Origin of the sequence: Fictibacillus norfolkensis, assembly GCF_014836645.1 — a bacterium.
GTDB lineage: Bacteria > Bacillota > Bacilli > Bacillales > Fictibacillaceae > Fictibacillus > Fictibacillus norfolkensis.
On the sequence record NZ_JACSQM010000006.1, the window covers coordinates 35,391 to 56,433 of the forward strand.

Here is a 21,043-nt window from a genome sequence, read left to right on the forward strand (position 1 = left end):
AAGTGTCTCACCCGCCCGCCTGTCCCGCAGGAGTCTCGCACCTTACACTTCAATCAACTTGCAACGAAGAAAGTCTAAAACAAAAAAATCCTCCTGTTACTACGGGAGGATTTTTTTCTTTAATACAAAAAGAGCATGAGTACACTTGTAACTATACCGACCCATATACAAAGGATAAAACAATATCCCATAATGTCTTTTATCTTCAAACCGAGTACTCCTAAAAGAGGGAGGGCCCAAAATGGTTGAATTAAATTTGTCCATGCATCTCCCCAGCCAACAGCCATTGCAATTGTAGCAGGGTCTACGCCTAGTTTTAGACCAGCAGGAACTTGGAGAGGACCTTGAAGGGCCCATTGACCACCACCAGAAGGAGCAAGTAAGTTTACTAATCCAGCTGACCAATATGTGAAAATATCAAAAGTATCTTTAGACGCTATGGATGACATCCATTCAATTATACCCGCTCCTAAACCTGAACTTCCTAGCACAGCAATTATCCCTGCATAAAATGGAAACTGGAGAATGATTGGCGAGATTGATTGAGTGGCTTCTTTAAATCCTCTTGCGAAATTATTTAAAGAACCATGCAACAGTAAACCGAGTGATAAAAAGAAAATGTTAATAATATTTAAGTCAAGGCTGCGATCATTACTAAATTCGTAGACACAATAGATTATGCCAATAGCGCCAAGGATAATACCGAGAAGAGGTGTCCATTCAAGTTTCTCTGCAAATGTTAAGTTTTCTTTGGAGGGCTTATCAATCTTTTCTTTTGTAAATTGATTTGGATTAAGACTTATAATGTTTTTCTTAGGGGCTATGAGTACGATAATAATAGGTATTGTGATTAGAAGTGAAAGAAAAATAATGATGGTAGATGCACTGAAAATTGTTTCAGAGGTTGGTATAACCCCCATAACATCAGCAAGAAAATGATCTTCTGTTGCTATTGTTAAACCTATTGAACTGGAAAGACCGGCGCTATATAGAGCAGTAGGAGCATAGGCTGCAGCTACTAAAAGAGGAAAATGAGCTTTAGGATTCTTTAAAGCAACTTCTTTAGCCATAATAGCACCAACAACCACAGCTAATCCCCAGTTTATATAATAGGCAAGTGCACTAATCAAAAATGTTAAAATATAGGCCTTTTGTGGGGAGTTTGCTAACTTAGCAATTGATTGTAAAGCTCTATTCATAAAAGGAACACTTGCTAGAGTCATGCCAGTAACCATTAATAAAACCATTTGCATGGTAAACGCTAAATAAGTCCAAAATCCATCTCCCCAAGATTTAATAATTTCTTGGGGTTTAGTAGGGTTCATAAAAAAGGCAATAATGAATACGAACAAAGTAAGTAATACCGCAATAACAAAAGCGTCAGGTACATACTTGTGAGACCAAGTAGATAAATAGCTAGCACTTTTAGTAAGAAGTGTTTCGCCTTTCTGAGGATTTTCTTTCTTAAAATTGAGCTCAGTATTATTCATAATCAGTAGTCTCCTTCCTATTTTATGTATATACTTCTTCTTTTTACAAAATTAACCTTTTAAAAATAAAAAATCGTAGCGTAATTGCTACGATTCAAAATTATAATAAATTAATTTGAAACTTATGCTATAGATCCAAACAATCCTGAATCAAATAACCAATCTGCTTACATGCTGGATGATTATTCAGGTTTAAGATCAAGCCTTTTACAATAGCAGGGCTGAGATTCGGTTCTATTATCTGCTGTTTCAGAAGATTCAATGATTCTTTTAACGTGGAATCATCCACTTCCTCTATCTTTTGCTCCATCATTTCTAACAGCTGATCCTTAGTGACATGAACATGAAAAGGCTCATTAATTGTATGGTAAAGCTCTTCTGTAATAAACGTCGTCTCTGAATGCTCCGCAAGCAGTGCTGTTTTCTCTGCAAGTGAGCGACTCAATGTATGAAGATCCAGTGGAACGTCAAAGAACAGGATCAGGTGTGAATATGTATGAATAAAGCCCTTAACACAATAAATTAAATCATAACGAGTCTGTGAGATTTCTTCCCCATATATGCGATCTAACATACCTAAAATGATATTATCAATGAGTTTATCGTATTGATGTATTTTTGAGATAAGCTCTTCGTTTAAGGTTTTTGACTGTTCTTTAATAAAGATCTTGGCAAAATCAGAATGTTTTTGAAATGAATGAAACGCAGCTTGGTAGAATTCGTATAAAAGATCAGCATCTTTTTCGTGATTTTTGACTACTTGGTCAATATCTGAGATGAGACTAAGCATAAAGTGGTCGATCAGACCGTTGATCAATTCGTCTTTTGATTTAAAAGATAAATAGAATGCACCTTTCGAGATACCTGCGTGTTCTGTGATCTGTTGTACAGATGTGGCGTCAAACCCTTGCTGCGCAAAAAGTTCTAAGGCACTTTCCATAATTAATTGTTTCTTACTCATTGTATCGCTCCTAAGTAATTCATTGACAAATGACCAATCAGTCATTAGTATAAATAATTGAGTTGGATAAGTCAATTAGGGGTTGGTGGATGAATGAAAGGTTTAGTTAATTTTGTCTTGATGAATAAATTAGCTGTATGGCTGCTTACCATTATTATAACAGTCTCAGGTATCTATTCAGGGACACGAATGAATATGGAAACGATTCCGGATGTTTCGATTCCTTACTTGATGGTGATGGACGTTTATCCTGGAGCTACTCCAGAGAAAGTAATGGAAGATGTGTCGATGCCGATCGAGAAAGCGGTAGAAGGACTTGAGGATGTTAAAGCCGTTTATTCAAATTCTTATTCGAACATGTCTAATCTCCAAGTGGAGTACGAATACGGGATAGACATGGACGAGGCAAAACGTGAGCTCCAATCTGCACTGGATGCAGTTGAATTGCCAGAAACAGCTGAGGAGCCAACTGTAACAGCGATCAGCATGAATATGATGCCAGTTGCTGCACTAAGTGTAAGTAGTACGAAAGAGGATATCGTTGAATTAACATCAACGGTTGAAGAAATTATTCTTCCTAAGATTGAGAAAATTGATGGTGTGGCATCCGCAAAGATTACGGGTCAGCATATCGAAGAGGTAGATCTTACATATAAAAAAGATAAGCTGAAACAGTATGAACTAACAGAAGATAAAGTAAAAGAAATGGTTCAAGCAAGCAACATGGCTGTTTCATTAGGACTGTATGAGTTTGAAAAAGGGGAAGAAGCAGTTGCCGTTGATGGAAAGTTCATGACTTCAGATGAACTGAAGAACATGATGATTCCGGTAACACCATCTGCAACAAACCCAACACCGTTTGTAAAGCTTAGTGAGATCGCTGATATCAAAACGGTAGGTAAAGTGGAATCCGTCTCAAGAACAAACGGAGATGAAGCGATCGCTGTTCAAATCGTGAAAGAGCAGGAAGCTAACACGGTTGATGTCGTGAATGGTGTTAAAGAGCTGATAAAAGAAGAAAAATCAAAAGTAGATGGTCTTGTCATTGATGTGTCACTCGACCAAGGAAAGCCGATAGAAGATTCAGTAGCAACCATGATTGAAAAAGCATTATTTGGCGGATTGATTGCCGTACTGATCATTCTTTTATTCTTGCGTGATTTTAAATCGACGATCATTTCAATCATCTCTATCCCAGTTTCAATCTTCATGGCGTTATTGGTCCTTAACTGGATGGATATCACACTGAACATTATGACACTAGGTGCGATTACGGTTGCGATTGGTCGTGTAATCGATGACTCTATCGTTGTCGTAGAAAATATATATCGACGTTTGCATTTGAAAGAAGAAAAATTGAACGGACGTGCGTTAATAAGAGAAGCGACGATTGAGATGTTCAAACCGATCCTTTCTTCTACACTCGTAACGGTTGCGGTGTTCGCTCCGCTTATCTTTGTGGGTGGTATGGTAGGCGAACTGTTTGCGCCTTTCGCGTTGACGATGACATTTGCGCTGGGTGCATCATTAATTGTTGCCATAACAATCGTTCCAGCATTATCACACTTTTTGTTTAAAAAGAAGCTGTATAGCGAAAAGACAGAAAGCAGCCATAAGGAAACTGGTAAATTAGCAAAATGGTATAAAGGGATTCTTAATAAATCTCTTAATCATAAAATTATTACTTCTATCTTGGCCGTCCTTTTACTTGCAGGTAGTTTAGCATTAACGCCTATTATCGGTTTCAGTTTCATGGGCAGTGAAGAAGACAAAGTTATGTATTTAACATATACACCGAAAGCTGGAGAGCTTAAAGAAGAAACATTGAAAAACGTTGAAGCATTAGAAGAAAAGATGTTAAAACGTGATTATATCGATATCGTTCAAATTTCTGTTTCAGATAACGCAGATCCGATGATGGCTATGGCCGGTGGAGGAGAAGGCGGGGCACTCATGTACCTCATCTTTGATCCAGAAATGGAGAACTTCCCAGAAGTGCGAGATGAAATAGAAGACTATGTCGCTGACCTTGGTCAATCAGGCGAATGGAAGAGTCAGAACTTCGCTGCGCCAACAGGAGCTGAAAATGAAGTCAGCTATACGTTCTACAGTGAAGATCTGAATAAACTCAATAAAGCGGTGAAGATGGCAGAAGAAGCCATGAAGAAGAACGATCAGTTAGAGGATGTTACTTCAAGCGCGAAGGATGCGTTCGTCGAGCATACGTTTAACGTCGATCAAAATGAGATTCTAAAATATGGACTAACAACAGGTCAGATCGTGATGATGCTGAATCCGATGAAAGCGGACCAAGTCTTAACGACGATTGAAAAAGACGGAGATACACTAGACGTTATCGTTCAGCAGGAGCAAACGAAACAACCTAAATCCGTTGATGATATTTTAGCAAGACAGGTACCAACAGCTCTAGGCACGACAATGCCGTTATCTGAGCTTGTTACGGTTGAAAAAGGAACAACACTGAATACCCTTGCCCGAAGTAAAGGGGAGTATTATGCTACCGTCTCTGGTAAGGCAATTGGCGATGATATGTCAAAAGCAACTTCGGAAGTCCAAAAAGACATCGATAAACTGGATATGCCAAAAGGAGTTACAGTTGGAGTGGCGGGTGTTCAGGCTGATATGAACGAAACCTTTACACAGCTTGGAGCGGCAATGCTTGCGGCAATCGCGATCGTGTATTTCATACTTGTCGTAACATTCCGTGAAGGTGTCGCACCGTTTGCGATCCTGTTCTCACTTCCATTTGCTGTGATTGGTTCATTTGTAGGTCTATTGATTGCAGATGAGACCATCTCCGTATCGGTTATGATGGGGCTGTTGATGTTGATCGGTATCGTTGTAACGAATGCCATCGTACTCGTAGACCGAATCATTCATATGGAACGTGAAGGAATGAGTATGCGTGATGCGATTCTAGAAGCTGGTGCTACACGTCTTCGTCCGATCCTGATGACAGCTATCGCAACGATCGGAGCATTGATTCCGTTGGCAGTCGGCTCAGGTGGTGGCGGGCTGATCTCTAAAGGTCTTGGCGTTACGGTAATCGGTGGTTTAGCGAGTTCTACACTATTGACACTGATCATCGTGCCGATCGTGTATGAAGTCCTCTCCAAAATCTTTAAAAAGAATCGTAAAGAAGTAGAAGAGAATTAAGAAGAAAGCCCTGCATAGTGATGTTGAGTCACTTGCAGGGCTTTTTTATTTGGCTGTTGTCTTACCCTTTGTTGCTTTTGGAAGTAGTTGATTTCCGTTCCAGATGCTCGCTTTCCGGGGGGCGTGCGGTGAGCCACCTCGACGCAATGCGTCCTTAGTTGTCTCACCTGTCCCGCTGATCCCCCAGGAGTCTCCCATCTTACACTTCAATCAAGAGTCAAAGAAGTAAATACTAAAAATTAAAAAGCAACAATCTTTTAGAAAACAGTCGTTTATTTAAAGCGGATTACTTATTGCATCAACTACTTCCGCATCCACTGCCACAACTGCTTCCACAGCTGCTCCCGCTATCACTGCTGCAGCTGCTGTCATGTCCGCCATTGTCGTCACGGTGGTTTCCACATGCGCTTCCGCAAGCGGTTGTGTTACCAGAATTATAGTTTGTTGCAGGATTTAACTTCGCCATATACATATCATATTCATCAAAATGATGATAGGAATAATAAAGCATCGCGCCGGCTAAGATCGGTGCGCTATCAATTGAATTCGGTGATAGCTTTAACCCCTTGTATGGATCCTTATCATTCGATATTCGGTTCAAATCTACTTTGATTTTTGTTAGTAAAGCGTGAACGGTCTCTTTATCAGCATTCGGTCTAAAGTATCGGTTTCCGAGTTCTTCTGTTGAAAGAGTTTGAAGCTCATGTAAAAGACCTTGATGTAACGGATTTTGAAAAAATGTACCCCAAGCAATAGGTGTAAAATCGGTAAAGGTGAAAAGGTTGGAATACAAAAGATCAAACCAAGCTCTCCCGTGCGGATCGGGTTCTACAACATCATTCGGAGCATGATGAATGTGCTCACCGCATAGTTCAGCAGAAAACTTTTCGTACTCCTTCGTATACATCAGCATCTCGTGCCAGATCTCATCCACCTTTTTACTGAACATCGGTACATTATTTAAGAGTGAACACATGATAAAGAAGCGTTGAAGCTCATAATATACAACCTCAAAGTACGCATCTGTTGCCTTCGGGTGTTCTGAAAGATATCTGCGTTTGATTTTTTCTTTGAACTCACGAGGGAGAGCTTTCTCCATGTTTCTTACACTTTTTTGTAAATGCAAGTCTTCACGAATCCCCAAGTTCGGTGGCAGTTCAGTTTTTTCTGCCACCTTTTGATAGTTCGGTTTAGTCGTGTATTTAATAACAAGGGGAGCAATTACAGCAATCGCAAAAAATAATAAAAATAGTTCAAACATCGATGGCGCCTCCTTTTACGTCTCCTGCCAAATAGCTATATTCTAGTTCTCTACTTTAATGATAATATAAGATGAATTCATTGTAAAAAAGTGGGTGTTTTTTTGGCGGTTTTATTGTTGGCTGGAATTGTTTTTACGTTAATTCTCATAATGGGACAAAGGGATTTGGCTTCTGTAGTTGTTGTGAGAAACATATCTCATAAATTGAAGGGGCATTCTTTAAGTACAAATTATTGGCAAGCGGGTATAGCTCTATTTGCTGCGAACGCTGCATTATTCGCACTAGCTTTTGTGATTCTCTTCTTTTTGCCTTATGGTGCTGTGGCAGGATTGTTAATGTGTATACCGCTCAGTCTATTTATTTGGGTAATATTCGCCGGAGTGTGGAGGGGATCATGGAAGGATAAAGCGAAGATGGCGTTCATCGGGAGCTCCTTTTTCCTCTTTTTCTTAGGGTGGATTTTTTGGTATTATGCAACGCTTGAACCCGCTTATCCAGGAGACGACCTATTCATGGCATGGATCGGCGTCATCATTGCGTCTATTTTTACATTAGGTGCGATGAGTGTGAGTATGTTTGTGATTTTGCGAAAATGTTAAGAGTGTAATTTATAAATAAAGAAGAGTAGACCAGCAGTCTACTCTTGCTTATTTATTATTACTAATGACTCGTTGTTGGTTTTCAATTTCAAAATCTTTAATTTGTATCATATCGGCCGATACATAATGATTGTTTCCTACATGTACGAGTTGAGGTGGATATAATGGTTTTGGTGGCAATATTACCGGTTCTTTTTGATGTCTGCGCCTTTCCGGATCAGGTACGGGAATAGAAGATAATAATGACTGTGTATAAGGATGGATCGGATTGTGATACAGCTCCTCTTTCGGTGCCATCTCTATTAAATGGCCTAAATACATAACAGCAACTCGATCACTCATATAATGGACGACACTCAAGTCATGTGAGATAAAAAGACAAGTTAGATTCATGTCTGTTTGCAGATCTTTTAGCAGATTCAAGACTTGAGCTTGAACGGAGACGTCCAGTGCGGAGACAGGTTCGTCTGCAATTACAAACTTTGGCTCTACTATAAGCGCCCGAGCAATGCCAATCCGTTGGCGTTGACCACCAGAAAACTCATGTATTCTTTTTTTATAAGAAGTTTTTGGCAAACCTACCTTTTCTAACATCTTCATTGCTTTTTCAGTTCGTTCACTCTTCGTTCCCATCTTTTGAATATATAAGGGTTCTTCTAAAATATCACCAACGGTCATACGAGGACTTAAAGAATCATAAGGATTTTGAAAAATCATTTGAATGTCTTTTTGATAAGGTCGTAACTTACTATCTTTCAATCCTGTTATCTCTTTTCCTTCAAACCAAATTTGTCCGTGATTGGGCTGGTACAATCGCATAATTGTTCGTCCGAGTGTTGTTTTGCCTGAACCTGACTCTCCCACAATTCCAAGTGTTTCTCCCTTATGGATATTCAAGGAAACACCATCAACGGCTTTATGAACACCAGAGCTATCAGTAAAATATTTTGATAGATTCTGCGCTTTAATCAATAAGTTATCCAATAGTAGTTACCATCCTTTTCTCGTCATAGAAACGAACATAATACAATGGCTCTATTTCAACAAGTGATGAAGGGGCTTGGAAAGAACTACTTTCATATGTGTATGTTTCCGGTGCAAATTGTCGGCCTTCATAATCTTTCTCAAACGTATAGTCCTGTATACTCTTTAAACGTTCTTGTTCCATTTCTGGACGAGGAATACTTCCGATAAGTGCTTTTGTATAAGGATGAACAGGGTTTTGGAAAATGGTATAAACATCTGCAGACTCTACGATATGACCACCTAACATGACATAAACCCAATCAGCGTATTCTGCAACGATTCCGAAATCATGCGTGATTAGAAGAACAGATGCGTCCATATCTGATTTGTAGTAATCAATTAGATCAAGCACCTGTCTTTGAATGGTCACATCAAGTGAAGTGGTTGGTTCATCTGCAATAATGAGCTTTGGTTTGCATGAGACTGCCATTGCAATGAGGATGCGTTGCTTCATACCGCCGGAAAGCTGTTCAGGATATTGGTGATATACTTGTTCAGGATTTTTAAAACCGACCTTATCTAACAGATCAAGTGCTACTGACTTACGCTCATTCTTGGTTATGATATTATGATTCTTCAGACCTTCTGTGATCTGAACACCTACTTTCATGCCAGGGTTGAGTGAAGCGATAGCGTCCTGGAAAATCATTGAGATCTCATTTCCTCTTATCTTTCGCATCTGTTTTTCGGTAAGCTTTAGCAAGTCTATTCCATTGAATGTAATGGATCCTCTTTCAGCTTTACCGTTAACCGGTAATAGATTAAGAACAGACAAGGATGTCATACTCTTTCCTGAACCAGATTCTCCGATTAAAGCAACGGTTTGCCCTTTTTCTACTTGAAGGCTTACATCATTGACAGCAATACTCTTGTTTTTCTTCTTGTTAAAAGAAACATGTAAATTTTTTATCTGTAAAACATGCTGATTCATTTCGTACGCCTCCTTTTAGAGTTTTTGAGTTTCTTCTACACTATTTTGAATGCCTTGAATAATTAAGTTTAACGCGAGTATTGTAACAGCAAAACAAGAAAGCGGAATCAATATAATCCATGGCGCTGCCTGAAGTTTGGTAAATGACATGCCGATTATTCCTGCCCATTCACCAGCTATTGGGATATCTTGTAGCACAGTATTCATTGGATCCCCCAAAACTAGTGTTTGTGCGCCTCCAATAAAAATGGCTAAAACACCTAAATGTGCCAGTAGAATTAATACTTGAATCATCTGTTGTGCGAATATAAGGATAAGGCGAGTGGATAACTCGGGAAGTACATGTTTGTAATACACATAAGATTTCCGTGCTCCAATTGCAAACGTGTTATTAATATAGTCTTTGTCTAGAATCCCTCTGATCTCCCTAGTGAAAGTTGAGATTAATGGAGGTATGCCAATCCCTATTAAAACGAGACATTGAAGAAATATTAGTTCGTTGGTACTTTTTCCGTCCATTGACGATTTAATCAATAAGGTGTTCATAAAGATATAAGCTATGATTGTAGTAGGTATCGTTAGTGTTGCTGAAATAAGATCATCCAAAAACGCATAATTAGCTCTTGGATTAATAAGTGTGATCCCTACTGAAACTACTATTCGAAGGAACGCAATAACAAAAGCGATTAATATGGTATATTTCGCTCCATCGATTATTTGATAAAAAAGTTGTTTTCCATATAAATCTGTACCGAATGGGGGAACTTCGGATGGAGAATAGGGTATATGATCGATGATTTTTCCTTCATCGTCATACATAAAATCCATGAGTTTTAAAGCTTCAGTTTTTTCTACTTGTAAAATATCAGTCCAAAAAAAACTAAAGACGAGGATACTCGAGATAAACGTCAGACCAATAATTAATTGTGGCTGTTTAGCTAATTTTAAAATCATGCTGCGTTTTTCTCCTTTAGTTGTTTATTTACTGATGCGTTGTAGTTATCAGCGAGCTCAAACAAGATGGAAAATGGAACTGCGATGAATAATGCGGTTACCAAGAAAGCAGCTCCCCGCGTAATCATCAATAAGCTCATAATTCCATTGAGGTTATAAACATATTCGACAATAAATAGGTTAGAAAGCATAAATACAAAAATAGTTTTTGCATACTGTAATAAACTCGTCAAAATGTTTCTGAACACATGCTTTAATGTTATGTAGAAGCGGCTCAATCCCATTGCTCTCGCTACCGTTACATATGGCTTATGTTGCTCTTCTCTCATTAATAGAAGTGTGATCTTATACAATTGAATCGTTGGAACGATTGAAAGTACCAAGATAGGCAGCAAATAAATGGGATTGTTATAATCGTTATAAAAAGGTATCAGAAGACCTGTTTTTTTATAAAGAGCTACTATACATACTTGCAAAAGCACGACAATAAATAGATCAGGTAGTGATTCAAATAGGGTCAAGAGACCATAGATCATTCGTTGTAGAAATCTGGGCAGCAAAGTAGTAATAAACGTTAAAGTGAGTGAAACAAGCAGACCGATAAGAAGGGCAGTAAAGAAGATCGTCATGGAGTAAAAAAACTGACTGTATATTTCAGGAAAGATGTTTCTTGTTACATTTAAGCCTTTTAATGAATATACGTAAACTTGCTCTGATAGCTGTGTATTAATGCCAAACAAAACAGCCGGTAGAATGCTAATGATTAAAATACCTAGAATCGTAGACCTTAATCGCCTGAGATAACTGTTAATCGAAAAATACATGTTTACACCTCAATTCAATAAATTCATCACACCTAGAAATAATTGTAAACTAAATGTCATAATTTTGAAATAATTTATTTTACTTTTTTAAATTTAAGTCATTTATTGGAAAAAAGATTACTATAAAATAAACAGGTTGTTTTCGTAACCTTTGTTCCAGATGCTCGCTTTACGCGGGCAAGCGGTGAGCCATATTTGTACGTTTCGCTTTTAAGTGCCTAAACTGCCTACCTGTCCCAGTTGAGAGTCTTGCATCTTACAATTCAATTAACGGTCAAAGAATTAAATATTTAAGGTTCAGAAGAAACAATCTTTAAGAAGACAGCCAATAAAAAAAGACGGAAGTGAAATTCCGTCTTTTAAAATCCGCCACCACCACCGTTGCCACCGCCAGAATGGTGATTATGTTGGGAAGCGTTCCAGGCAGCTGCATTATTGATTTTGTTCTGATCACTAACATGCTCTTCAAGCTCGTATTTGTAGTTATGCCTTCTGTACTTTAGCCTTGTTCTCCAGTTTACGATTGCGGCTAGTAAGAATACCGCGGCTACAGGTCCTAAAATGTATAGCCAAAACATAGAAGCACCTCCTTAAAGTAGTGATGTTACTCGTTAACCGTATGTTGTTATTCCTTATATATGCGAATCAAGAAAGAGATGAAGCTTGTTCATCTCTTAAGTTGTGCTAAATGTATAATTCTATAAAATGGTAAAGAAATCCTTTAGGGGGTCTGTCCCGGGGTCTGACCCCGGGACAGACCCCCTACAATTTGGACACAATTTTAACACATACTGGCAGATAACAGCTTTGCAATTTAAGACAGGTATCACTATAATATAAGAGGAATCGACAGAAGCAGTCCGGCAGTGGGCTGTTTTTTGCAGTTATACAACAAACAAATTTAGGTTAAAACTTTTAAAAGAAGTCAAACAATGAAGGTGAAAGATATGAAACGAGCTCGACTAATATATAATCCAAGTTCGGGAAGAGAAACGGTAAAAAAACAACTTCCTTATATTTTAGACAGACTTGAAAATGCAGGTTATGAAACGTCTTGTCATGCCACAACACCGGAAGAAGGTTGCGCGACTCGCGCTGCACGTGCAGCAGGGGAAAGAGGCTTCGACCTCGTTATCGCAGCTGGTGGAGACGGAACGATCTATGAAGTTGTTAATGGATTAGCAGGACTCGAAGATCGCCCAATGCTAGGAATTATTCCAGCGGGAACAACGAATGACTTTGCACGTGCAGTAGGTGTGCCGCGTACGATTGAAGGAGCTTGCGACGTTCTATGCGGTGGTGTACATATGCCTGTTGATATCGGTAAAGTTAACGACAGGTTCTTCATCAACATCGCAGGTGGCGGTCGTATAACAGAGCTAACGTATGAAGTGCCAAGCAAGCTTAAGACGATGATCGGACAGCTGGCGTATTTCTTAAAAGGAATAGAGATGCTGCCATCGATTCGTCCTACGTACGTAGAGATTGAATTCGATGATAAAGAAAAATACGAAGGCGAAATCATGCTCTTCCTAGTGGCTAACACAAATTCTGTTGGAGGATTTGAGAAGCTTGCTCCATCATCAGAGTTTCATGACGGTCTTTTTGATGTGATCATCTTGAAGAAAACAAACCTTGCAGAGTTTGTACGTATTGCATCTCTTGCAATCCGCGGCGAACACATCCATGATGACCATGTGATCTATAAGAAGGCAAAGCGTGTAAAAGTAACGCCACGCGAAAAGATGCAGATCAACTTAGATGGAGAGCTTGGCGGAATCCTGCCAGGTGAGTTTGAAAATCTACACCATCATTTTGAATTGCTTGTACCAAAAGAGCGACTCAAACCATAAACCAATCATTCTAAGAACACTTTAAGCAAATTTGCTTGGTGTTCTTTTTTAGTTTTTTATCCTTGTAAGCATTTGGTGTCCACTAACAGTTATGCTACAATCAGAAAAGCATATGTGACAAAAAGGGACGATGACAATGACAAAGGCTGATTTGCCTGTTCATAAGAATGAGAGTTATGAAGTAGATATAGTGGATTTAACCCATGAGGGAGCAGGAGTTGCTCGTGTGAATGGGTTTACTTTGTTTGTGCCGAATACATTGCCTGGCGAGCGTGCGAAGATTAAGGTTATTGGTGTGAAAAAGGGATTCGGTTTTGGACGTTTAGAAGAACTGATCGAAGAGAGCCCTGAACGTGTTGATCCGCCTTGTCCAATCTATAAATGGTGTGGAGGCTGTCAGCTTCAGCATCTATCTTATGAAGGACAGCTGGAGTATAAACGCAAGTTAGTAGAAGACGTGCTAACGAGAATCGGAAAGTTAGAAGACGTACCAGTACTCTCGACACTTGGCATGGGAGAAGAACCGTGGCGTTATCGAAACAAAGCGCAAGTACCTGTAGGTGAACGCAACGGCCGCATCATCACAGGTTTTTACCAAAAACGCAGTCATGAGATCGTAGAGATGGATAGCTGTATTATCACGGGGGGTACGAACGACGACGCGGTACAAGCGGTGAAAGAAATCGTGAATCAGTACAACATCAGTGCTTATAATGAAGAAAAACATAAAGGCATCCTGCGTCATATCATTGCGCGATACGGGAAAACGACAGGCGATTTGATGATTGTACTCGTAACGAACGGACAAGAACTGCCGCAGCGTAAGAAGATAGTAGAAGATATTCATAACGCACTGCCTGAGATCAAATCGATCGTACAAAATGTGAACTCAAAACGTACGAACGTGATTTTTGGTGAAGAAACACGAGTGCTGTGGGGTGCTGAATATATTTACGATTTTATCGGCGACATCAAGTTTGCCATCTCAGCTCGTTCGTTTTATCAGATCAATCCGGACCAGACGAAGGTGCTTTATGATCAAGCGTTACAATATGCTGAACTGAACGGGGATGAGACGGTCATCGATGCGTATTGCGGAATCGGGACGATCTCCCTGTTCCTCGCTCAAAAAGCAAAAAAAGTGTACGGTGTAGAAATCGTACCAGAAGCGATTGAAGACGCGCGCCGCAATGCTGAGTTAAATAACATTCATAACGCTGAGTTTGCTGTTGGTAAATCAGAAGATGTGATTCCAGAGTGGAAGAAGCAAGGCGTCACGCCAGATGTGATCGTTGTCGATCCACCACGAAAAGGCTGCGACGAGGAGTTATTGAAGACCATTATTGAAATGAAACCGAAGCGTGTTGTCTATGTGAGCTGTAATCCAGCCACACTAGCACGTGATCTGCGCATATTAGCAGATGGCGGATTCAAAACAGTAGAAGTTCAGCCTGTTGATATGTTTCCTCAGACGACACATGTTGAAGCAGTGGCGAAACTTGAACGTTTTTAACGTGAAGAGCCTTATTCCTTGTTGAATGAGGCTCTTCATTTTCCATAAATTATAAATTGTACAGAGATTGAAATTCAGTTAGCAGTCATGATATAAGTGTAAAAGAATATTTATTTTACCGGGATTTTGAAGTTGCATTATAGTGAGAGGATTTGAGCATCAATGATAGATAATTTTTGGCGAGATCTACCGCGTCCATTTTTTGTACTTGCTCCAATGGAGGATGTGACAGATGTTGTTTTTCGTCATGTCGTAAGTAAAGCTGGGCGACCGGATGTGTTTTTTACAGAGTTTACAAACTCGGATAGCTATTGTCATCCAGAGGGCTTAAAAAGTGTCCGCGGTCGTTTGACGTTTACAGAAGACGAACAGCCGATGGTGGCACATATATGGGGAGATAACCCTGAATACTTCCGACAAATGAGTATTGGCATGAAAGAAATGGGCTTTAAAGGAATCGACATTAATATGGGCTGCCCTGTACCGAATGTCGCACAAAGAGGAAAAGGAAGTGGCCTTATTCTGCGTCCAGACGTAGCTGCAGAATTAATTCAGGCGGCTAAAGCTGGCGGACTGCCTGTTAGCGTGAAAACACGACTTGGTTTTAAAGAAATCGACGAGTGGGAAGCGTGGCTTACGCATATCTTAGAGCAGGATATTGCAAACCTCTCAATTCATCTACGCACAAGAGAGGAAATGAGTCTTGTAGATGCTCATTGGGAGCTCATTCCTGAAATTAAAAAGCTGCGTGACCGAATTGCACCAGATACGCTGTTAACGATCAATGGAGACATTCCAGACCGTCAAGTCGGGCTGGAGCTTGCTGAAAAATACGGTATTGATGGCGTAATGATCGGACGTGGGATCTTTAAAAATCCTTTTGCTTTTGAAAAAGAGCCAAGAGAGCACAGCAGTCAAGAATATCTTGATCTGTTAAGACTGCAGCTGGATCTTCAGGATCAATACGCGGAAGAAGTGCCTCGTTCTATCACAGGGCTTCATCGCTTTTTCAAAATCTACGTAAAAGGGTTCCCTGGAGCTGCTGAATTGCGAAATCAGTTGATGAACACGAAATCAACTGATGAAGTGAGAGCATTGCTAGATCAAATAGATCATTAATAATTTTTAAAAGAATAAAGAGATAGAGTGAAAAACAGTATGAGACCTTATCGGTACATGCTGTTTTTTTTGATTTGAGTCCATGAAATTCATTAAGAGGTAATTTATGTTAAGGTGAAGCTAACAACTGCTAGTTTACTACATAAGGAGGTAGCTTATTATGAAAAATAATCGGAAGTTGTTAATCATTGTTGTAACCGTTCTGCTCGTTATCGTAGCTGCATGCGGAAATTTGATCAATCCGTTAAATGAATCAACGGATAAAGAATCAAAAAATGATAAATCAACTCAAAAATCAGGTGCAGATTCTTCAAATAAAGATGATATCGAAAAAGCTTCAGGAAGTGATCATACTACTGAAAAGGTAGATATGTCTCAGAGAGATGCTTCTGAAACTAAGGAAAGTACAAAAGAAAAATATCTTCAAAAATGGGAAGAGACGAAGAATAAAGTAGAAGAGATGAGAAAAAATCCAGTAGATGATACAACATTCGCTTTGAAGAAAGTAGAAGGGGATGCATACGAACTATTAGATGACATGTTAAACGAAATTTATGGAGTACTAGAGAAGCAACTCAATAAAGAAGAGATGAACCAATTAAGAAAAGAACAACGTGAATGGCTAATCAATAGAGAAAATATAGCTAAAAAGGAATCTCTTAAATATGAAGGCGGTACATTGGAGCCATACGAATATGTAAGAACGATAAACAATCTTACAGAGAAGAGATGCTTTGAATTAGTTGAGAATTATATGAAGTAATACCTGAGTCAAAAAGCAACTCCACACGGTCTATAAGAGGAAGGTGACAGCTTTTGTAGAATTATAGATACATTCATGGTAAAAGTAAGGAGGAGTTACGTTATGAAATTACTGCTCACATCGGGAGGCGTGAATAACAAAAGCATACATGAGGCGCTCGTTGATATGTTGGACAAGCCGATTGCTGACTGCAATGCTCTGTGTATACCTACCGCAATGTACGGACATCCATGGGTGGGACCAGGCGTGAAAGCGTGGGAATTCATCAGCGGGAAAGAAGAGAATCCTATGGTTAACCTAGGATGGAAGTCAGTAGGTGTGTTGGAGCTCACAGCGCTGCCAAGCATCGATGAAGAGCGCTGGGTGCCGCTCGTACAGGAGACGGACGTTCTGTTGGTGTCGGGCGGTGATGCTCTTTACCTGTACCACTGGATGCAGCAATCAGGGCTGGCAGAGCTCTTGCCGTCGCTTCGCGCGGTGTATGTAGGAATGAGCGCAGGAAGCATGGTGATGGCACCTAGTATTGGAGAATTCTTCGTTGGCTGGACTCCACCGAGCGGTGAGGATCAAACACTTGGGTTTGTCGATTTTTCTATCTTCCCACATGTTGATCACGAGATGCTACCGGGAAACACCATGGCAGCAGCGGAACGATGGGCATCAGAGATACAGGGACCAGCGTATGCTATCAACGATGATACCGCCATCAAAGTGATCGATGGAGAGGTCGAAGTGATCTCAGAAGGACATTGGAAACAGTTTTAGTTTTGAATGTACTATCTTGCTAGCTTGTAGAAAATCATTTGCATATCTGTTTTTTTATTAAATAAATGAAGAGGTTTTAATATGGAGGCCAATAAAAGATGGCTTTCTATTCCTAAAGAGATTAGAAGTCGGCTTATTAATAATGTCTTTTGTACGAATTGTTCAGGTGTCACAACGATTGAAAGTTTTACGATTGAAGATGCTTCATTTGGAATTGTTCTAAAAGGCAAGTGTAAGAAATGCGGACATGAAGTGGCACGGGTTATTGAATCTGATTAGCACTAAATGAACTAATAGAATTTTTACAAAGTTAGGGCTAAAGTATTGTAGCCCATATACATTTACTAAGATTAAAATCAGAATAAATATTTTTGAATCCAGAAGGAGTATGCGGGAAAAGTCCCCATTATTCCTTCTTTTTATATGAATTAAGCGAGGGGATTTATAACAATTTCCGTTTGGTAGATTATATCTAACGTTTAAATAAGCCTATTAGTATGAATATTAAAATAATTCTTATTATTCATTTAAATAGACCCTCTATTCTTTATAATGAAGTTATCCAATTAATAGGAGGTAACAAATTGTGAAGAAAAAGCTTATTGCTCCTGTCATTCTGTCATCTGCCTTACTGGTAGGTTCTATTCCAATGAATGTTTTGGCTCAGCCGGTAGATTCTAGCAAGGTTAACAGTGTACAAGCATCTAAGGAATGGAATGAGAAAGCGAGTGTACCTTTCTTTGTAAAGGAACGAAATGCAGAGAAGTTTTCCTCCAGCAGTTCTTCAAACGCACTAAATTATTTAAAGGAAAATCAAGATAAAACTGGAATTCAAAGTCCGGAGAAGAATCTAAAAGTAAAAGATGTACAAAAAGATGAACTAGGCATGACTCATGTCCGCTTTAATCAGGCAGTCAATGGGATTCCTGTAGAAGGATCTGAAGTCATTGCCCATTTTAACAAAAATCATGAGATCGTATCGGTAAATGGAAAAACCAATCAGACTCTTGTGGACAAACTTGTAGACATCACTCCTACCATAAGCCAAAATGATGCGCTTCAAGCTGCCTTATCGTCGGTTAATGCCCCACAAGAACTAACGTATGAACCAACAACTGAGCTTGTTATTTATCCTTTTGAAAAGAAAAATCATACCGCTTATAAAATAAACGTTAACTTCATGGGTGAAGAACCTGGGAACTGGTTTGTATTTGTAGATGCTAAGACAGGAAAAGTTATCGACCAATATAATGGGCTCATGCATGCTGAGGAACATAAGACACAAACAGGATCTGGGCTTGGCGTTAATGGTGAACACAGAAAACTACATATTACCCGAGTGAAAGAGCCGAAATCTGGAACGAGGTTTGCTTTAGCAGATTACTCTCATGAGAATCTTGAAGGAATCTTTACGTATGATGCTACAAGTGATTGGGACTCTAGTAATGATAAAATTTATACGGGGAATTCTGCATCCTTTAGGAGTGACTATGATCGAGCGGCTGTTGACGCACACTATAATTCTGAAAAAGTTTATGAGTATTATTTGAATGAGCATGGCCGGAATTCTTTAGATGGAGAGGGCATGGCGATTAATTCATATGTACACATGGGAGTCGATTACAACAATGCATTCTGGAATGGAAGTTATATGGCTTATGGAGATGGTGACGGTGAATTTTTCATCCCATTATCCGCAGGCCTTGATGTTGCGGCCAATGAAATGACACATGGTGTGATCACGCATACAGCGAATCTAGCATACCGTAACCAATCTGGAGCACTCAATGAATCGTTCGCTGACGTTTTTGGTGCACTCGTTGATGATAGTGATTGGGAAATGGGCGAGGACATCATGGCACCAGCAGCAAAAGCAGATGGTGTGACAAGATTGCGTAGCTTAAGCGACCCGAACAGTGTGGTCGTAAGCAATCCGCAAAGAGCAGCTTATGGCAGTGGTGTCTATCCTGCTCATATGGATGAATATTATAACATGCCGCTTTCAGTAGATAATGGCGGTGTACATGTGAACTCTTCTATTACGAATCATGCTGCCTATCTGATTGGTCAGGAACTTGGAAGAGAAAAATTAGGTAAAATTTATTATCGCGCTTTATCAGTTTATTTAACATCGAATTCTAATTTTAGCGAAGCGCGGCAAGCGATTGTACAAGCTGCAACAGATCTTTATGGAACAGGAAGTTCAGAAGTAACAGCAGTAAACGAAGGCTTTGATGCTGTTGGTATTTAATGACGCTTTTCAAAGCAATTCAAATGTGAACGACCGACCTCAGGAATAATATCCTGAGGTTTTATTCTAGTAAAACAAACTCGCAAATATTATCAAAATATTCTAATAATTACAACTTTTATAAATACATTGTATTAAGTCGAAATACTCACTATAATACTACTTAATAGAAGGACAATTGTCTTTTCCAGGTGGATTAAATTTTATTTACTTCCCTATTCCTATCTGTTAAAAAGACGTATTTTGCTACAGGTTTATTCAGATAAACAGCTTTACAATTCTAACTAGATTGGTGATGACATCTATGAAACGTATACTGAAAAAGTGGAATCAGTTAAGTCTTGTTAAACAGATCTTTATAGGATTGATTGTTGGTATTATCCTAGCTGTAACGATTCCGCAAGCAGCAAAACCTGTTGTTATTTTTGGCTCATTATTTGTAGGTGCTTTAAAAGCAATCGCACCTGTTTTGGTATTATTCTTGGTTATGTCGGCGATCGCTCAACATAAAGCGGGCCATCAGACGAACATGAAAGCCATTATTTTATTTTATCTTTTAGGTACATTCTTGGCTGGATTAACAGCTGTTATAGCAAGTTTTATCTTCCCAGTAGGTCTTACACTTGGAAAGGGAGCAGAAGGTGTAACCCCTCCGGGTGGTGTTGTCGAAGTACTTAAAACGTTGCTGATGAACGTTGTTGATAATCCATTCAATGCTTTAGTTAACGCGAACTATATCGGAATCTTGGCATGGGCAGTGCTTTTAGGACTTGCTTTAAGAAGTGCACAGGAAACGACAAAAACGATGATTTCAAATGTTTCTGATGCTGTAGCTAAATTGGTGACATGGGTTATTAAGTTAGCACCGCTAGGAATCATGGGGTTAGTCGTTGAATCGATTACGTCAAACGGTATTGAATCATTATTGGGTTATAGCAAATTGCTAGGACTTTTAATTGGTTGTATGTTATTTGTTGCGTTGGTTGTGAATCCACTTATTGTTTTCGCAGCAATCAGACAAAATCCTTATCCGCTTGTATTCAAATGCTTGAAAGAAAGTGGAATTACAGCATTCTTTACACGTAGCTCCGCTTCCAACATTCCTGTTAACATGAAGTTATGTGAGAAACTTGGTTTGGACAAGGATAATTACTCTGTATCTATCCCATTAGGAGCAACGATCAATATGGCAGGTGCAGCGGTTACGATTTCTGTTTTAACGCTTGCAGCGGTTCATACCCTAAACATTCAGGTTGATCTAGGAACGGCTATTCTTCTAAGTGTTCTATCCGCTGTATGTGCGTGTGGCGCTTCAGGGGTTGCTGGCGGATCGTTGTTGTTAATTCCTCTTGCTTGTAGTTTGTTCGGTATCCCAGGTGATGTGGCGATGCAAGTAGTTGGTGTCGGCTTTATCATCGGTGTTTTACAAGATTCTTTCGAAACAGCATTAAATTCATCAACTGACGTACTCTTTACAGCAGCAGCAGAGTATAAAGAATGGCGTAAAGAAGGAAAAGAAATTAACATTCAAAAAGCAGCATAATAAAAGGCACCT

Annotated in this window: 18 protein-coding genes; 10 read left to right on the plus strand and 8 right to left on the minus strand. The window is 39.4% G+C overall.

Annotation, left to right across the window (positions count from 1 at the left end; translation table 11 throughout):
* Window positions 1-119: 119 nt before the first annotated feature.
* Window positions 120-1,490, minus strand: coding sequence for a short-chain fatty acid transporter (locus H9648_RS13875; RefSeq protein WP_191754400.1), 1,371 nt, complete (start codon window positions 1,488-1,490; stop codon window positions 120-122).
* Between the two features lie 127 nt (window positions 1,491-1,617).
* The gene (locus H9648_RS13880; RefSeq protein WP_191754401.1) at window positions 1,618-2,451 is read right to left on the minus strand and encodes a TetR/AcrR family transcriptional regulator; all 834 of its coding nucleotides are present in this window, start codon (window positions 2,449-2,451) and stop codon (window positions 1,618-1,620) included.
* A gap of 93 nt (window positions 2,452-2,544) precedes the next feature.
* Between H9648_RS13880 and H9648_RS13885 the strand changes: the two genes are divergently transcribed.
* Window positions 2,545-5,628 carry an efflux RND transporter permease subunit gene (locus tag H9648_RS13885; RefSeq protein ID WP_191754402.1) on the plus strand — a complete coding sequence of 1,028 codons (3,084 nt, stop codon included), beginning with the start codon at window positions 2,545-2,547 and terminating at the stop codon, window positions 5,626-5,628.
* Window positions 5,629-5,926: 298 nt separating this feature from the next.
* Here the strand turns inward: H9648_RS13885 and H9648_RS13890 are convergent, their stop codons facing one another.
* Window positions 5,927-6,889 (minus strand): glycine-rich domain-containing protein, encoded by a 963-nt coding sequence (locus H9648_RS13890; protein WP_191754403.1) that lies wholly within the window; start codon window positions 6,887-6,889, stop codon window positions 5,927-5,929.
* A gap of 102 nt (window positions 6,890-6,991) precedes the next feature.
* Here H9648_RS13890 and H9648_RS13895 point away from each other — a divergent pair, with 102 nt between their 5' ends.
* The gene (locus H9648_RS13895) at window positions 6,992-7,489 is read left to right on the plus strand and encodes a hypothetical protein (protein WP_191754404.1); all 498 of its coding nucleotides are present in this window, start codon (window positions 6,992-6,994) and stop codon (window positions 7,487-7,489) included.
* A gap of 48 nt (window positions 7,490-7,537) precedes the next feature.
* Here H9648_RS13895 and H9648_RS13900 read toward each other — a convergent pair whose 3' ends face one another.
* From H9648_RS13900 to H9648_RS13920, 5 genes are all read right to left on the minus strand, one after another.
* Window positions 7,538-8,473: an ABC transporter ATP-binding protein gene (locus tag H9648_RS13900; protein ID WP_191754405.1), complete on the minus strand. Its 936-nt coding sequence runs from the start codon at window positions 8,471-8,473 to the stop codon at window positions 7,538-7,540.
* Complete coding sequence (locus tag H9648_RS13905; RefSeq protein WP_191754406.1) at window positions 8,466-9,446, minus strand: ABC transporter ATP-binding protein; 981 nt, start codon at window positions 9,444-9,446, stop codon at window positions 8,466-8,468. Before H9648_RS13905 ends, H9648_RS13900 begins: the two co-directional genes overlap by 8 nt.
* A 15-nt stretch (window positions 9,447-9,461) precedes the next feature.
* Complete coding sequence (locus H9648_RS13910) at window positions 9,462-10,400, minus strand: ABC transporter permease subunit (protein WP_191754407.1); 939 nt, start codon at window positions 10,398-10,400, stop codon at window positions 9,462-9,464.
* Entirely contained in the window at window positions 10,397-11,224 is an 828-nt protein-coding gene (locus tag H9648_RS13915) for an ABC transporter permease subunit (RefSeq protein WP_191754408.1), read from the minus strand. Before H9648_RS13915 ends, H9648_RS13910 begins: the two co-directional genes overlap by 4 nt.
* Before the next feature lie 359 nt (window positions 11,225-11,583).
* Complete coding sequence (locus H9648_RS13920) at window positions 11,584-11,802, minus strand: hypothetical protein (protein ID WP_191754409.1); 219 nt, start codon at window positions 11,800-11,802, stop codon at window positions 11,584-11,586.
* A gap of 369 nt (window positions 11,803-12,171) precedes the next feature.
* Between H9648_RS13920 and H9648_RS13925 the strand changes: the two genes are divergently transcribed.
* From H9648_RS13925 to sstT, 8 genes are all read left to right on the plus strand, one after another.
* A complete protein-coding gene (locus H9648_RS13925) occupies window positions 12,172-13,077 on the plus strand; it encodes a diacylglycerol kinase (RefSeq protein ID WP_191754410.1) in 906 nt (301 codons plus the stop codon).
* A gap of 136 nt (window positions 13,078-13,213) precedes the next feature.
* A complete protein-coding gene (gene rlmD, locus H9648_RS13930) occupies window positions 13,214-14,590 on the plus strand; it encodes a 23S rRNA (uracil(1939)-C(5))-methyltransferase RlmD (protein WP_191754411.1) in 1,377 nt (458 codons plus the stop codon).
* Between the two features lie 162 nt (window positions 14,591-14,752).
* Complete coding sequence (locus H9648_RS13935; RefSeq protein WP_191754412.1) at window positions 14,753-15,709, plus strand: tRNA dihydrouridine synthase; 957 nt, start codon at window positions 14,753-14,755, stop codon at window positions 15,707-15,709.
* 160 nt (window positions 15,710-15,869) lie between these two features.
* Complete coding sequence (locus H9648_RS13940; protein ID WP_191754413.1) at window positions 15,870-16,472, plus strand: lysozyme inhibitor LprI family protein; 603 nt, start codon at window positions 15,870-15,872, stop codon at window positions 16,470-16,472.
* A gap of 102 nt (window positions 16,473-16,574) precedes the next feature.
* Window positions 16,575-17,237: a Type 1 glutamine amidotransferase-like domain-containing protein gene (locus H9648_RS13945; RefSeq protein ID WP_191754414.1), complete on the plus strand. Its 663-nt coding sequence runs from the start codon at window positions 16,575-16,577 to the stop codon at window positions 17,235-17,237.
* 81 nt (window positions 17,238-17,318) lie between these two features.
* A complete protein-coding gene (locus H9648_RS13950) occupies window positions 17,319-17,516 on the plus strand; it encodes a hypothetical protein (protein ID WP_191754415.1) in 198 nt (65 codons plus the stop codon).
* Between the two features lie 307 nt (window positions 17,517-17,823).
* On the plus strand, window positions 17,824-19,488 hold the full coding sequence (locus tag H9648_RS13955) for a M4 family metallopeptidase (RefSeq protein ID WP_191754416.1): 1,665 nt from the start codon (window positions 17,824-17,826) through the stop codon (window positions 19,486-19,488).
* Window positions 19,489-19,792: 304 nt separating this feature from the next.
* Window positions 19,793-21,031: a serine/threonine transporter SstT gene (sstT, locus tag H9648_RS13960; RefSeq protein ID WP_191754417.1), complete on the plus strand. Its 1,239-nt coding sequence runs from the start codon at window positions 19,793-19,795 to the stop codon at window positions 21,029-21,031.
* Window positions 21,032-21,043: the final 12 nt, after the last annotated feature.